This is a genomic window from uncultured Acetobacterium sp. (assembly GCF_927416815.1).
GTDB lineage: Bacteria > Bacillota > Clostridia > Eubacteriales > Eubacteriaceae > Acetobacterium.
The window spans coordinates 1-14,826 of sequence record NZ_CAKMJU010000029.1 but is presented as its reverse complement, the minus strand read 5'-3'; the positions used below and the strand labels follow the sequence as shown (position 1 = coordinate 14,826).

General features: G+C 41.4%; 13 protein-coding genes. 6 read left to right on the top strand and 7 right to left on the bottom strand.

All coding sequences use genetic code 11. From position 1 onward, the window contains the following. The first annotated feature begins 49 nt into the window (after nucleotides 1–49). Nucleotides 50–874, top strand: a complete 825-nt coding sequence (locus QZ998_RS05275) for an exodeoxyribonuclease III (RefSeq protein ID WP_296558642.1) — start codon at nucleotides 50–52, stop codon at nucleotides 872–874. A 258-nt stretch (nucleotides 875–1,132) separates the two neighbouring features. Then, the gene (locus tag QZ998_RS05270; RefSeq protein ID WP_296558640.1) at nucleotides 1,133–2,011 is read left to right on the top strand and encodes a PmeII family type II restriction endonuclease; all 879 of its coding nucleotides are present in this window, start codon (nucleotides 1,133–1,135) and stop codon (nucleotides 2,009–2,011) included. Here the strand turns inward: QZ998_RS05270 and dcm are convergent. After that, nucleotides 2,008–3,306, bottom strand: a complete 1,299-nt coding sequence (gene dcm, locus QZ998_RS05265) for a DNA (cytosine-5-)-methyltransferase (RefSeq protein WP_296558638.1) — start codon at nucleotides 3,304–3,306, stop codon at nucleotides 2,008–2,010. The two genes, QZ998_RS05270 and dcm, sit on opposite strands and share 4 nt — an antisense overlap. Nucleotides 3,307–3,564: 258 nt before the next feature. On the opposite strand from dcm, the gene QZ998_RS05260 reads away from it, so the two are divergent. Together QZ998_RS05260 and QZ998_RS05255 are read left to right on the top strand one after the other, a co-directional pair. After that, nucleotides 3,565–4,167 carry a helix-turn-helix domain-containing protein gene (locus QZ998_RS05260; RefSeq protein WP_296558636.1) on the top strand — a complete coding sequence of 201 codons (603 nt, stop codon included), beginning with the start codon at nucleotides 3,565–3,567 and terminating at the stop codon, nucleotides 4,165–4,167. 105 nt (nucleotides 4,168–4,272) lie between these two features. Next, nucleotides 4,273–4,935 (top strand): chloramphenicol acetyltransferase, encoded by a 663-nt coding sequence (locus QZ998_RS05255; protein ID WP_296558635.1) that lies wholly within the window; start codon nucleotides 4,273–4,275, stop codon nucleotides 4,933–4,935. A gap of 153 nt (nucleotides 4,936–5,088) precedes the next feature. On the opposite strand, the gene QZ998_RS05250 is transcribed toward QZ998_RS05255, so the two are convergent. The 5 genes from QZ998_RS05250 to QZ998_RS05230 all read right to left on the bottom strand — a co-directional run bounded on the left by QZ998_RS05250 (nucleotide 5,089) and on the right by QZ998_RS05230 (nucleotide 9,152). Next, nucleotides 5,089–5,466 (bottom strand): hypothetical protein, encoded by a 378-nt coding sequence (locus QZ998_RS05250; protein WP_296558634.1) that lies wholly within the window; start codon nucleotides 5,464–5,466, stop codon nucleotides 5,089–5,091. A 138-nt stretch (nucleotides 5,467–5,604) separates the two neighbouring features. Further along, a complete protein-coding gene (locus QZ998_RS05245) occupies nucleotides 5,605–6,318 on the bottom strand; it encodes a 4Fe-4S dicluster domain-containing protein (protein ID WP_296558633.1) in 714 nt (237 codons plus the stop codon). Continuing rightward, nucleotides 6,315–7,583: a GGDEF domain-containing phosphodiesterase gene (locus tag QZ998_RS05240; protein WP_296558631.1), complete on the bottom strand. Its 1,269-nt coding sequence runs from the start codon at nucleotides 7,581–7,583 to the stop codon at nucleotides 6,315–6,317. Before QZ998_RS05240 ends, QZ998_RS05245 begins: the two co-directional genes overlap by 4 nt. A gap of 29 nt (nucleotides 7,584–7,612) precedes the next feature. Then, nucleotides 7,613–8,812, bottom strand: a complete 1,200-nt coding sequence (locus QZ998_RS05235) for an alpha/beta hydrolase (RefSeq protein ID WP_296558629.1) — start codon at nucleotides 8,810–8,812, stop codon at nucleotides 7,613–7,615. A gap of 139 nt (nucleotides 8,813–8,951) precedes the next feature. After that, on the bottom strand, nucleotides 8,952–9,152 hold the full coding sequence (locus QZ998_RS05230; protein ID WP_296558627.1) for a hypothetical protein: 201 nt from the start codon (nucleotides 9,150–9,152) through the stop codon (nucleotides 8,952–8,954). A gap of 227 nt (nucleotides 9,153–9,379) precedes the next feature. Between QZ998_RS05230 and QZ998_RS05225 the strand changes: the two genes are divergently transcribed. Next, nucleotides 9,380–12,121, top strand: coding sequence for an HAD-IC family P-type ATPase (locus QZ998_RS05225; protein ID WP_296558626.1), 2,742 nt, complete (start codon nucleotides 9,380–9,382; stop codon nucleotides 12,119–12,121). 112 nt (nucleotides 12,122–12,233) lie between these two features. Here QZ998_RS05225 and QZ998_RS05220 read toward each other — a convergent pair whose 3' ends face one another. After that, nucleotides 12,234–12,818 carry a TIGR00730 family Rossman fold protein gene (locus QZ998_RS05220; RefSeq protein WP_296558624.1) on the bottom strand — a complete coding sequence of 195 codons (585 nt, stop codon included), beginning with the start codon at nucleotides 12,816–12,818 and terminating at the stop codon, nucleotides 12,234–12,236. Nucleotides 12,819–13,155: 337 nt separating this feature from the next. Between QZ998_RS05220 and QZ998_RS05215 the strand changes: the two genes are divergently transcribed. After that, nucleotides 13,156–14,451, top strand: coding sequence for an MFS transporter (locus tag QZ998_RS05215; protein WP_296558622.1), 1,296 nt, complete (start codon nucleotides 13,156–13,158; stop codon nucleotides 14,449–14,451). Nucleotides 14,452–14,826 lie beyond the last annotated feature (375 nt).

Here is a 14,826-nt window from a genome sequence, read left to right as displayed (position 1 = left end):
TTAAACAAGGAAACGCTGTTTTAAACATAGGCTATGAGGAGAAAATAGATTGAAGTTTATTTCATGGAACATTGACTCATTAAATGCGGCATTAACCGGTGAATCAGCACGGGCGCTATTATCACAGCGGGTATTGGAGAGCATTATTGAGCACCAGCCACAAGTGATTGCTATCCAAGAAACAAAGCTACCGAGTAAGGGACCGACAAAAAAACACTTTGAAATTCTGAGCGACCTATTTTCAGATTATGAAATTGTCTGGAACAGTTCAGTCGAACCGGCTCGCAAGGGTTATGCCGGAACCATGTTTTTATATCAGAAGGATCTGACCCCAACCGTTACCATGCCGGTGATTGACGCACCAGGCACCATGGATGCAGAAGGTCGCATCATCACCTTGGAATTTGATGATTTTTTCCTGACTCAGGTTTATACCCCGAATGCTGGGGACGGCTTGAATCGTCTGGCTGATCGACAAACTTGGGACAAAAAGTATGCCGATTATCTGGCCGCTTTAGATCAAAAAAAGCCGGTCATTGCAACTGGAGATTTTAACGTCGCCCATCAGGAAATTGATTTGGCTCACCCTGAGAATAACCGCCATTCGGCGGGCTTTACCGATGAGGAACGGCAGGGCTTTAGCGAGCTCCTGGCCAAAGGCTTTACCGATACCTTTCGCCGCCTTCATGGCGATGTGACCGGAGTTTATTCCTGGTGGGCTCAGCGGGTAAAAACAAGCAAAGTGAATAATTCGGGCTGGAGAATTGATTACTGGCTGGTCAGTGACCGCCTTGTCGATCGCGTCATTAAATCAGAAATGATTGATTCAGGACCACGCCAGGATCACACACCATTACTGTTTGAAATAAACTAAAATCGGTTAAGGTTGGAATTAAATTTGAGAATGGATGACGATAGGCAGAAGAAACCACCATTGTAAGAGTCAGCCCGCTTGAAGTGATTAACGATAATTTCCCCAAATATATGCTGACGATGGAAGTCTTTGATCGGAGCCGAAATGGGATTAACATCAGAATATTGTTGAATTTCTGGCGCGAGATTAAGCATAGTTTACTTTTATCGACGCTTAAAGTATAATAAAGTTCACAATTTTAGTCACCGGAGGTTTGCTGTGAAAAAAACTCTCTTTGAGCAATATATGAATAATGAAATAGCTTTTGATGAATTTAATAAACAGGTAGATTGTATCTGTGAAGGAAGTAGTCAATATAATGATTTTGGTTTAAGTGAATCGGAGTTTATTTTATATCAACAACTTGGGCAGGATGGCCTTGATAATATTATTGCAGCACGCAAACATAAATTGGAGATTATTCAGAACTGGAAAAAATTTTTCAGGGAAGAGATTGCCGAAAGTCATCGAAAAAACACCAAAAAACTTGAACATTTGAATGAATTTAACCTTAATCCATTTTTAGATAGTTACAAAGCTAACATTTTATTAGGTGATGGTTCTTCAAAAAGCAAAGCAACCGCTTTAGTTTACGCACGAGTTCTAGGCACCTCAATCAATACGACCTTCGGCACAAAGTTACAAAAGTTTTGTAGCAATATCTTATCGGGGTTTGCATCAACAACTTCAGGTATTGATATTGAATTCGAAGATTTTACTGATGGGAGAAAAAAATATTGCCAAATTAAAGCAGGCCCGAATACCATAAACAAGGACGATGTCAAAACTATTTCAGATCATTTTTCAGGAGTGAAAAATTTAGCGAGGACCAATAATCTCAACATTGGTTTTAACGATTTAATTGTGGGAGTTTTCTATGGAAAAGAGAAGGATCTGAGTAATCATTATAAAAAAATACAAGAAGTTTATCCTGTTTATATTGGTCAGGATTTCTGGTTTCGTTTGACCGGCGATGCTGACTTTTATAACGAGTTAACCGCTGCGATTGACGAAGTTGCTGCTGAATATGATGGTCGTGCATTGCTTAATTCCGTTATTGAAAAATTAGCAATTGAAATTGATAAAGCAGAGCTTTAAAGCTCTGCTTTGTTTAATACATCGATGATTGATAATCCAATCGCAGTTGCAAATTCTACAGGGACGGCATTGCCGATCTGTTTATACTGCTGTGCCATTGAACCTGAAAACTGCCATTCATCTGGGAAACTTTGAATTCGGGCATATTCTCGTACTGTAAATGGTCTGGTTTCTTCAGGATGACACCTTTCAGTTTGCTTTTGAGCGGGGCTGCAAGTTAAGGTCAAGCTTGGTTCATTCCAAGAAATTCTTCTTGCCATGCCCGTTCTTCCACCACCAGAATAGTAGCTTTTTCCCATATAGGCTTTAGCAATATCTTTCGGCAAGTCTCGCCAATAGCCTCCAGCTGGAACTAAGTCTAGTACCTTGCACTTATTTTCAGGATATTTTGCGCCGATCGAAAGCGGAACGTTTTTTAAGGCATCTTTCAAAACTGGTTTGTATTCATACTCTTTTGGGAGTCGATAAGGCACATCAATGTCTTTTGAAATTCCAATTATAACAACGCGCTCCCGCTTTTGTGCGACACCGTAATCCGTTGCTTTTAAAACATGCCAGGTCACATTATAGCCCATATTTTCATAGATACTGATCATGGTTTGCAGGGTTTTACCATTATCGTGTGTTGTTAAACCCTTGACATTTTCAGCTAAAAATATTTTCGGTTTCAAATCATTAATTATTTTTGCGAAATAAAAGAACATTGTTCCACGTACATCGTCGAGACCTAATTTATGACCGGCATAACTAAAGGCCTGACACGGGTATCCACCTGAAATAAAATCAATTTTGCAATCAGAACGCAAGTAATTTCTAATGCCTTTTTCAGATACCGAAACAATATCATCCTCAATCACGTTCCAATCTGGTCGATTTTCGCGCAAGGTTTGGGCGGCGTACTTATCAATTTCAACTAACCCTTTTACATCAAATCCCGCCTTTTCCAAACCCAGTGCTAAACCGCCTGCGCCTGCAAAAAGTTCAATTGAATGATAGCTTCGATTAGCTGAGATCGTGCTGACATCAACATAAGTTAATTCGCATTCGGAAATCATTTGCTGTTTCTCGATCCTTTTTTTAATACGATCTTTAGGAACGATGATATCCATCGGCCTCACTTCAAGAACTTCACATAACTTTTGATAATTACGCTTTAAAGGGTTGCTTTTGTCTGACAGAATTACAGATAATTGATTTTTTGATACACCTAATTTCTCCGCTAATTCTGATTGTGTCTTGATATTTTTCTGTTTCATAATAGCATGTACTTTATTTTTATCTACTACGAATTCCATATGTAACCCTCCTGGTAAGTTATGAAAATATAATAACATTTACGACCACTAAAGTCAAGCAAATTCGAACGTTTGTTTGACATTGGTGGTCGGCTTGTGGTTTCAGAAAGCTGTTGCTATCGCTAAAAATATCATGAATTATTTCATGATGTATTTTTTAGATGTCTCATGTACAATATAAAAAGCTACAAACTCTACGGAGCGTTGATTGAATAAATTTTTACGTTCAGCTATGATATTTGATATGGAGGTACGATTATGGATTGCACGAAGGTAGGCATACTACTGAAAGCGTTACGAAATGAAAAAGAAATGACCCAAAAACAGGTTGCCGATCGGATGCACATCAGTGATAAAACAATCTCGAAGTGGGAGCGCGGTCTGGGTTGTCCGGATGTATCGCTGCTTAGGGAGCTATCGGAACTATTTGGGGTGAATATTGAAAAAATACTAATAGGAGAATTGGAACTAAATGATATGGAAACAGGAAACTTGAAGAAGACGAAATTTTATGTTTGTCCAAACTGCGGAAATGTGATCAGTACGACTGGTGAAGCGCAACTTTCCTGTTGTGGACGCAAACTGGCTCCACTGGTGGCTAAGCCGGCCGACGAAAAGCATACTGCGATAGTAGAGGATGATGATGGAGAATACTATATCACCTTTGATCATGAAATGAGTAAATACCATTTTCTTTCATTTGTGGCTTATGTGTCGACTGATCGAACCATGTTTGTCAGGCTGTATCCGGAGCAAACAGCAGCGATACGACTGCCTATTATGAGTGGCGGAAAGCTGGGCAAGAAGTATGGCAGTAAACTGTACTATTATTGCAGCAATGATGGTCTTTGGGTACTGTGAGTAAATGCAAGCATTTGTGCAAAGGGCATTATAAGCGGGAGTTAAATGAAGACATCGCGAATTTACTTAAAATATGGATTGATAAACAAAAGGAAGAACTAAAAAATGAACACACAATTACATCCCATTGACTTTGAAACCTGGGATCGGAGACAATACTTTTATTATTTTACTGAAATGCTACCCACCGGGTTTAACTTAAATGTGGAGATCGATATTACTGAGACCTATCAAAAAGTTAAAACTTCAGGGAAAAAGTTTTTTCCTGCTTATCTTTATCTGGTGGCAAAACTGATAACTGAGCAGCCGGAATTTCGAGTAGCAAAAACAGATGATAAGCTGGGGTATTATGAGGTCTTACATCCCTCCTATGCCTGTTTTCACGAGGATGACAAAACAATGTCGAACATGTGGACAGAATATGTACCGGATTTTGAAAGCTTTTATCAAAACTACCTGAATGATCAGGAACAATATTCCGGGAACCACGGGATTCTGGCAAAACCGGAACTGCCACCGCCCAATAGCTTTATGGTTGGGATGTTGCCGTGGACACAGTTTACCAGTTATTCACCGATACCTTATGCCAAGGCTGATTATTATTTTCCTATTTTGCAGGCGGGCAGATATTTTGAAAAAAACGGCAGAAAAATGATGCCTTTTTCGATTACCGTTCACCACGCCGTTGCTGATGGCTATCATGTGGGCTTATTCCTGGAAAAATTTCAGGAGTCCATGAATCATCCCGAGCAATGGATCAGGCTATGACGAAAGTCATAGCCTTTTAGGTCTTTTTAAAGACCATTAGAATGATCTCTTAATCACGAACAATGATCGATCTGGCATAAACTGAAAGAACTGAAACTCATTGCTGGGTTAGTAGTGTTTGCATTACCGACTGATACTTTTGAGATCAGAAAACTACCGCGACAAATTTTCAATATCAATAGTGCCACTCGCATCTTTACCTTTCATCGTGATCAAATAATCCCCATCACTGGGTACTTTTACGCTGAATGAAGTTTTATCAAGGCCAGTACCGGTAAAGGCTCTGATACCTTTCTGATCGCATATTTCAAGCGACAAGCTACCACTTTGGCAGATGATTTCGATCTGTATCTCATCATTTTGCTTCAGTGGCATCACACAATCGGTTTCATTATTCCACTTTGAAAACTCAATCTCAAATTTTTTACTTCCAATTTCTTCATTGATTATAACGCCGCCTTTTGGAACTTCACAGCCAGTAAATGTTAGTAGTATGATAAAAACGATAGTAAGACAAGCAAGTCTTTTCATAATAATTTTGCTCCTTTATAAGGGGTGCAGCACATCGCTCACCCGTGTAGCTTGTTGGGAAAAATAATCCCAATACAAAACCCGGTACTAATATGATAGCCTCAGTATCCTGATATCCGAACGAAGGATAGCCATCGACTACAGACTTTTTCGTCTGGAGTGGTGTTTGGCAATTGCGATTAGTTCACGGGCACTATGACGAATCAGGATTGCCTGTTCCGGACATCCTCGCTGACATAGGCTGCAATGAATACATTCATGTACATTGATTATCTCGGCGCGATTATTTGTTATCGCAAAGACGTTCATCGGGCAGATCGCTTGACAGCTGCCGCAGCCAACACATTGTGAAGTGATGGCTACATTTCGTCCATTGGGAACAGCAGTAAGATCGCGGATATATTCTGGCAGGATCTCATTGATGAATTTGATCGCCTTAAGCTGATCCTTTTCATTTGGTCGGCCGATGTTGCCACCGCGGATTAGATTAAAGGGTCCGGTGCAGTCATAACCTTTGGTTGAAAATTCGCCGATTATTTCGACCCCTTTGTTTGCTAAGGCATCTCTAATGGCGGCATGATAATTACCTAAATACGGTCGGCCGCGAGTTGAGACGATGAAGGTCTGATGGTTGACATTTAGTTGATCGATGATCGCCATGATTTTGGGGTGATGCGAGGTAAAATATATACCTGAGGCAAGCCCAACAATCTGATACGCTTTAAGATCGATGAGCAGGGCTTCATCGGCCGTTATCAGGCGGCATTGCAGCCGGTTGGAAAAAGCCCGAGCCAACTTCATGGTGTTGCCATGGTAAATGGATTCGCAGATAATAATAACGTCTTTGTTCATTTTTTGCTCCTTAATTTGCATTTTCTTTCGATATCTTCAGCTCGAACCGACAGGGCTTCATTTAAAGGTAATGGTTTTGCAAAATAATAGCCCTGATAGGAATTAAAACAAAACTGATTCAAACATGCTTGTTGATGATGATTCATCACACCTTCAACGGTTGTTTTTAGGCTCATACTTTTGGCTAAAGAGGCAATCGAATGAAGGATCAGGAGATCATTTTCAGAATCAGGCAAATTTCTGATAAACACCTGATCAATTTTAATCCGATTAAAATTCAGATTTGCTAATTTTTCAAATGAAGAAAAGCCGGTTCCAAAATCATCAATTGATATTTTTATTCCCAGGCTTTGAAGCTGTTGAAATTTTTCTTTAAGGAGATCAAAATTTTTGAAGCAATAGGTTTCGGTAATTTCGAATTCCAACTTTGCTAGCAGCGCTTCATCCTCTTGGAACAGATCTGCCAAAAAAGGGATGAACCCATCACTGATCAAATCAATCACCGAAATATTGATTGCTAAATAACGCGATTCAAAATAGCATGGAGATGAGAGCAAGATCCGCTTGCACTCGCAAAGCAATTTTTTTGTTAAGGGGATGATCATGCCACTGTCTTCAGCAATGGGGATGAAAACATTTGGCGAGATGACCCCATAGATGGGGTCATTCCACCGCATCAGCACTTCATAGCCTTCTATTTTTTTCTCGGTCACTGAAATAATTGGCTGAAATAGAAGGTAGAACCAGTTTTCTTTCAAGAAGTGATGAATGTGCTTCTCTACATAGTCGTGGAGTTCATGCTTTTCTAAATTGATATCCTCGTACGTGAGTAACGAATTTCCTTTGGATGCTTTCGCTTTTTCTTTGGCGAATTCAGAATAAAGAATTAAGTCTTTCCATGTTGAAGCACTCTCAGGATACCTTGCTAAACCCGAACTAACCGTATAGTTATAGCCCTGACAATCAAAACAGTCGGGAAAATCAAGGAGAGTCTTTTTATGGGGTTCTTCGATAATCATAAAAAATTGGTCGCCATGGGAACGGAAGATTACCGAAGCTGGGCATAATGCACAGAGGTTTTGAAATAAATTAATCAGTAAGGCATCCCCCAATTGGAAACCCTTAAGTCGATTGGCCTTCCTAAAAGAATCCACATCAACACAGTAAAGATGGAACCATGATTTTTTGCCAATCAGTTCCTTTAATTTGTCAATCATATGATTACGACTATGCGCATTTGTTAAATAGTCTCTATTTTTTTCCAAGTCTGATCGCCTCGTCCTATTCGGATTTATCATTCATGTATAGTGTTTTTTATTTTCAATAATTCCTCAATAAACGCATTGCTTTCATTGATCCAAGGGTTGTGTCCAGAATGCTCAAACCAGACTATTTTTTTAACCGGAGCATTGAGGATGGTCACATATTCTTCCACCAATGCGGTCGGTGCATTAACATCATGCCGGCCGAGAAAAAAGTATGTTGGGACGTCTAAATTCTTATATGACTGCCGCAAATCGATGTCGTAGAGTTGCGGATAAACGTGGTTAAAGGTGGTGATAATCCCGCGAAAAAAATTTATCTTATCGATGATGCTGTATTCCGGCGAGAAAATATCACGAAGGGTATTATAACCATTGTTATGGATCTCAGAGTTTTCACCCATATATGAGGTCAGGTAGGTCAGGTAGGCGGCACTTTTTAAGGTAACGTCTTTTCCGTAATAGGGAGGGCTGCCGTTAGCCAGTAGCTGATCGATTTTAGCGGTATCGTTTTTTTTCTGGGCAATTTCCAGAGCCAGCTTATAATCGATGATTTCGGTTTCTAAAAAATCAATCATTTGTCCGGTACCAATAACCGCATGATAGCGGTTAGGGTATTGATCGGCCAGAAAAATACCAAGGGCACTGCCCCAGGATTCGCCCAGCAGATAGATTTTTTCCTGGGAAAAACGCTGACATAAGTATTCGGTAAGGGCGTAGCCGTCTTCGATATAAGTATCCATCGTCAATTGACTTCTTTTTGCTGCATAGTAAGATTTTCCAGAGCCGGGTTGATCCCAATTGACCACCACGAAGTCCTTTTCAAGAGCGGCCAGATCATGGCGCACGGCAGCCATTTGTGATCCTCCTGGACCGCCGGCTAAAAATAACAAAACTGGATTCTGGGCATTATCTCCGCGAATGCTGACCCATTCTTTGCGCCCGTTTAACTCAATCTGTGTCAGCTCCGAGATGCTTCCTGATTTGATCTGCCCCTGTTCATTGAGAATCGCAGGGGTGTGAGCGGTAGCTTGACTAAAGAGTGAAAATCTAAATATGCCAACAATCAAAACGCAGCAGAAAATACCCATTTTTTTTAGATGCACAACCGTTCTAGCGGTCGTGCTTCCCTTTCTTTTTTTGATAAACAGTTTGATGGTCAGGATCATCACGGTAAGTAAAACAAGCAACAGTGAGATCAACAGCAGACTAAAAATAATAAAGCTTGTCATTCTGACGCTACTCCTTTCGAGATCATTGATGATCTCCATTATTACAATCCATTCTGACAGGGGGCATAACGGCATCTTAAATTAATCTTAAATCATTTTTGCGAGCGATAACAATGATCACGTTTGATCATCAAAGTATTTAGAAATTTATCTGTAGTTCTTTCAAAATCGCAATTGATCGATCCGGTTCTTCAAAAATGGGGCTGTGGGCGGAATCTTCAAAAATGTAGCAGTGTTTTTCGGGAGCCTGGATTTTTTCAAGATAGGCTACGGAGAGATGAGTGCCTGCTTCAATCAGGCTGTTTCTTAAGTTGCCATGGTGATAGGGTTTTTCTGACATGATAATCCTCTTACAATCTTGACATCGTAAAGATTATAACGGATTATCTAGACAGTGTCAAGATGAAAGTTTAAGCGGTGTCGTCGAAAAACGAATTCAAGACGCTTGCCAAATGGTCGCGCCAACAAATCGCCATGGCATGGAATCGGACTCAAGGAGAAAGATGTTGGATTCTTGAGAATTAGGGTATCTAATAAGCAAGTACATTTTTATGTGGAGGGCAATTTATGCAAGAACAAAAGAAGAAACAGTCGCAAGAAGAAAATGCTAACCTTAAAAATTGGCACGCTCTTGAAGAAGCGGTTATTTTTGAAGAATTAAGGAGTGATCAAGCCGGACTTGAACCGGAAGAAGCGGTCAAGCGGAAGTCAATTTATGGTGCTAATGCCTTACCTTTAAAAAAATTGCCGCCAGTCTGGACAATTCTGCTTCATCAAATAAAGAACCCGCTAATCTTTATTCTGATTGCGGCGGCAATTTTATCGATGGCTTTAGGCGATGCCAAGGATGCTATTTTTATTCTAATCGTCATCATTCTAAACACTGGCCTGGGAGCCTATCAGGAGTATAATGCTGAAAAGAGTGCCGCCAGTTTGCAGGATCTACTAAAGATTAAGGCCAGCGTCAGGCGGGGTGATGAAGAGTTTGAAATTGATTCCGAGGAGCTTGTTCCTGGGGATATCGTTTTGTTGACATCGGGACATAAGGTTCCGGCGGACTTGCGTCTGCTGGAAGCCAAGAACCTTACTTCCGATGAAAGTTTTTTGACTGGCGAATCCGTTGAAGCAAGCAAAAAAACTGGTCGATTGCCGGAAAATATCAGCATCGCTGAAAGAACAAACATGGCTTATGCGGGGGCAGTGATTACTGCAGGCCGAGGAATTGGTATGGTGGTAGGGACAGGAACAAACACTGAAGTCGGTCAAATAGCCGAGCATCTGAATGAGTCTGAAAGCGCAAAGCCTCCGCTGGTCACGCGGATGGAGAAATTCACCAAGCAGATCAGTGTGGTGGTTTTGCTAATCAGTGTTTTTTTGGCAGTACTGCTAAGACTGCAGGGACTTGATTTTGCAGCAATCTTCTTTGTGGTGCTGGCACTGGCGGTTTCAGCGATTCCCGAAGGTCTTCCAGTAGCGCTGACGGTAGCGCTTTCGATTGCGGCATCGAAAATGGCAAAACGCAACGTTATCGTTAGAAAACTGCCAGCGGTCGAAAGTCTGGGCAGCTGTACCGTAATTGCCACCGACAAAACAGGGACATTGACGGTTAATCAACAAACAGCACGGCAGGTTTTTTTGCCAGATGGACAGGGCTTTCAAATCTCAGGACAGGGCTATAACGGCGAAGGAAGTTTTGAGACAGAACAGAAAAAGCAGATCTCCGATCAGCAGCAGACGCGCTTAAAAAAGCTGGCGGTTTCCTTTATCATGGCAAATGAAGGAACCCTAACCCAGGAAAATGGTACTTGGACGCATTATGGCGATGCTATGGATGTGGCTTTTTTAGGACTGGGCTATAAACTTGGTTTATCACCGGAAGCGGTAAAGTCAGAAAACAAGCTACTGGAGTTGATTCCTTACGAATCGGAACGCCAGTTTTCAGCGGCTTTTTATGAAAAAGATCAGACCACTTTTGTTGCGGTTAAAGGTGCTGTAGAAAAAATACTTGATTTTTGTGATCAAATGGAAAGTGAGGATAAAACGGTTGACCTTGATCGGATAAAGATTGAAAAACAGGCAGAAGCGCTGGCCGCTCAGGGCTACCGGGTATTAGGAGTTGCCGGGGTGAAACATCCGCGTTATGAAAAGAAAGATCAGTATCAAGATGAGGATCTGCCAGCAATGGTTTTTCAGGGCTTGGTTGCTTTCATTGATCCTTTACGACCGGAGGTTGTTGCTTCTGTCGAGGAATGTAAGCAGGCTGGAATAAAGGTAATCATGATCACCGGCGATCACCCTAAAACGGCAATGGCGATTGCCAACGAGGTCGGGATTGTTAACCAAGATGAGGGTGTGGTAACCGGCAAGAAATTAAGTAAAGCGGGGTCAGCTGCTGACAATGAATTTAAAAACCTGGTTAATTCAACCCATGTTTTTGCCAGGGTCTCACCCACCCAGAAACTACAAATCGTAGAAGCTCTGATTAACCAGGACGAATTTGTGGCCGTTACCGGTGACGGGGTCAACGATGCCCCAGCTTTAAGACGTGCAAATATTGGTGTTGCCATGGGTTCTGGAACGGATGTTGCTAAAGAAATCAGTTCGATGATTGTAACCGATGATAACTTCGCTTCGATTGTATCGGGCGTGGAAGAAGGGCGATTCGCTTATGATAATGTGCGCAAAGTAATTTATTTACTTATTTCAACTGGTGCGGCTGAAGTGGCTCTTTTTATGGCGGCAATATTTGCCGGGATGCCCTTACCCTTAATTGCGGTTCAGCTGCTTTGGCTTAATTTGGTTACAAATGGCATCCAGGGGGTGGCGCTGGCTTTTGAAGATGGCGAGCCAGGCGCCATGAAAAGGAAACCCAGAAAAACCGATGAGAAAATTTTTAATCCCCAGATGATTAGTCAAACGGTGCTTTCTGGTGTTACCATGGGAACCATCGCTTTTGGCTTCTGGTATTATCTGATCGTTGTTCAAGGTTGGAGCCAAATGGAGGCTCGAAATATCGTGCTCTTATCAATGGTATTGATGGAGAATGTTCATGTCTTTAATTGTCGGTCAGAATTTGTATCGGCATTTAAGGTTCCGATCAGTCGTAATTACATCTTGGTGATGGGCGTTTTGGCAGCTCAGGGGATTCATATTCTGAGTATGCATATTCCCTTTATGCAACAAATTCTTGAGATCGAACCCATTTCAATTTTTGAATGGTTGGTAATTTTTGCGTTTACCCTGCTGCTTTTACTGGTAATGGAAATCTATAAGTTAATTCGCAAAAAAATGAAAGTCCAGGTCAGTTAAATCAGCAAAACGTTAGAAAGAGTTGGAAATAAAAAACGCCATTGGAATTTGTATTCCAATGGCGTTTTCTGGACAAGGGTGATGTTTGATCTTTGCTTAAAGCTAATCTTGCTTAGGCGGGCTTTAGTTGCTGCCACTTGTTGCCCAAAACAGGCGGGGTATAGTGGGTCATTTGATTGACCAATTCTTCAGGATCGGATGCGACCAGAACCAGCTTTATATTAGACGGGCACATAAAGCCTTCGTTGACGATGGTTTGCATCATGCTAATAAAGGGATCAAAAAAATTGGAAATGTTGAGAATCCCAATCGGTTTTTTATGAATCCCCAGTTGCGCCCAACTAAAGGTTTCGAATAATTCTTCAAAGGTACCCACACCGCCAGGAATGGCAATGAAGCCATCGGATAAGTCGGCCATGGTTTGCTTGCGTTCATGCATGTTTTTTACTTCAATAAATCGGGTTAAACGATCGTTAACTACTTCGTTGGGAAAAAGTCCGCCGGGCATAACTCCGGTAACACAGCCATTGTTGTCGAGCATGTGGTTGGCAATTTCGCCCATCAGACCAAATTTTGACCCGCCGTAGACCAATTCAATATTATTCTTGACGAGCACCAGGCCCAATTCTTTTGCTTTTTCTTGGTATTCCGGACGAACACCCAGATTGGAGCCGGAATAAACACAAATTCTTTTCATTGTTGTTTCCTCCCAGGATTATACAAACTTTAATGAATGCATCAGGCTTGATGTATCCAAGATCATTATATGCTATTAAGATTCTACAGTATATCAAACTCAGATCTGCTTGACAAGGAGGTGATCGCAATTTAATGCATTGCTTAAGAAATTTCAGCGATCATTTTTATAATTTAAGAGCATATCAAACCGATCAACACAAAGATGGTCGGAATGGGCAAGCGGTTCAGAAAATGCGATAAATAATTATGAAGATTTGTTAAAGAATTGTTAAGTGCGTTGATTAAATCTAGTTGGAATGCTATACTTTTTCCATGATGAAAAAAGGAGCATATTGATGAAGCTGGATTACCGACTCACTGTATTAGTAGGCTTGGGTTTTATGACGGTTAGTGCATTTTGGAGCCTGTATGATTTTGTGATTCCAATGATTATGTTAAAAGCCTTTGGATTTGGTGATACCATGGCCGGTGTAGTGATGTCGCTTGACAATGTTCTGGCTTTGTTTATGCTACCCTTATTTGGGATGCTTTCGGATAACACCAATACCAGGATAGGGAGACGGATGCCCTATATTTTAGGCGGCACAGTAATGGCAGTCGTTTCGATGCTGATTATTCCTTATGCAGTTATCGCCAATAAGCAGGGGTTGTTTATTGGCGCCTTGGCTTTAGCGCTGTTGTCAATGTCCTTTTATCGGTCGCCGGCGGTAGCTCTGATGCCCGATGTGACACCAAAGCCACTTCGTTCTAAGGGCAATGCAGTGATTAATCTGATGGGTGCCGTCGGTGGGATTATGGTTTTGGGGATGGTGGCTCTGTTGGCACCAGACAAAGATAATATCAACTATTGGCCGCTTTTTCTTGGTACAGCCTTTGTGATGGTGGTGGGTGTCATTATCCTTAAATTGACCGTTGATGAGCCGGGAGAAGTCATCAGAATGCGTCACAACAGCGCGGCGCTAGGAATTGATGTTAAAGAAGCCGAGCATGACGATACCTTGGTGACCCATGAAAAACTGCCTAAGGAATATAAAAAAAGTTTGGGCTTTATCCTTTTATCGGTGGCCTTATGGTATATGGGATATAATGCCGTAACCACAGCTTTTTCTAAATACGCGATGGTTTCACTGGACATGAAAGAATCGCAGTCGGCATCGATTTTAATGGTGGCCAGTATTGCCGCAATCATTTCATTTATTCCGGTCGGGATCCTTTCTTCTCAGATTGGACGAAAGAAGATGATTATCGTCGGTGTGGTGGTGCTGGCAACGGTTTTTGCAACGTCCGCATTTTACACGGGATTTAATCCGATGTTGTTCGTCTCTTTTGCGCTGGCCGGGATTGCCTGGGCAGCGATCAATGTCAATTCCCTACCGATGGTATTGGAAATGTCCAAGGGCGCCAACATTGGCCGCTATACCGGTTATTATTATACGGCATCGATGGCGGCTCAGGTGATCACGCCGATTGTTTCCGGGGCGCTACTGGAACATTTGGGATATCATACCTTGATGCCTTATGGGGCTTTGTTTGTCGGACTGGCATTTTTAACGATGATGAGGGTTAGGCATGGGGATTCAAAGCCCATTATCGGGACCTCCAGGTTGGAGATATTTGATGTGGCAGACTAAGGCGGCTGATGATTATTTTGATGTGATAATCTTTGAATGCTTTAGAACTGCCGTTTTAAGAACAAGATTTAACAGAAAATAGTCTAAATACTAATCTGTTTTTAATGATAGACTGAGAAAATAGTAGGTATATAAAGGAAGAAGATGCTAAAAATAGACACAAATGGTAAAAAAGAAACGGTCAGGTTATTGCGAAACAGCTAAACAGCCTGGTATTTTACAATGGGCACTAAAATTTTAAAAGAAAGGAATTGATTTAGATTAATAGAAGTGGGTGAGGGTACATGACACTGTATATCGTGGCAGGAATAGCCATATTTATCATTTATATTTTGTTGCTTCTACCGGGCAGAATGCCAAAGGAGGTCGATGATC

Coding starts and splice junctions, on each gene's coding strand:
- dcm (WP_296558638.1), bottom strand. CDS start 3,306: ATGGAATTCGTAGTAGATAAAAATAAAGTACATGCTATTATGAAACAG.
- QZ998_RS05260 (WP_296558636.1), top strand. CDS start 3,565: ATGGATTGCACGAAGGTAGGCATACTACTGAAAGCGTTACGAAATGAA.
- QZ998_RS05255 (WP_296558635.1), top strand. CDS start 4,273: ATGAACACACAATTACATCCCATTGACTTTGAAACCTGGGATCGGAGA.
- QZ998_RS05250 (WP_296558634.1), bottom strand. CDS start 5,466: ATGAAAAGACTTGCTTGTCTTACTATCGTTTTTATCATACTACTAACA.
- QZ998_RS05245 (WP_296558633.1), bottom strand. CDS start 6,318: ATGAACAAAGACGTTATTATTATCTGCGAATCCATTTACCATGGCAAC.
- QZ998_RS05235 (WP_296558629.1), bottom strand. CDS start 8,812: ATGACAAGCTTTATTATTTTTAGTCTGCTGTTGATCTCACTGTTGCTT.
- QZ998_RS05230 (WP_296558627.1), bottom strand. CDS start 9,152: ATGTCAGAAAAACCCTATCACCATGGCAACTTAAGAAACAGCCTGATT.
- QZ998_RS05225 (WP_296558626.1), top strand. CDS start 9,380: ATGCAAGAACAAAAGAAGAAACAGTCGCAAGAAGAAAATGCTAACCTT.
- QZ998_RS05220 (WP_296558624.1), bottom strand. CDS start 12,818: ATGAAAAGAATTTGTGTTTATTCCGGCTCCAATCTGGGTGTTCGTCCG.
- QZ998_RS05215 (WP_296558622.1), top strand. CDS start 13,156: ATGAAGCTGGATTACCGACTCACTGTATTAGTAGGCTTGGGTTTTATG.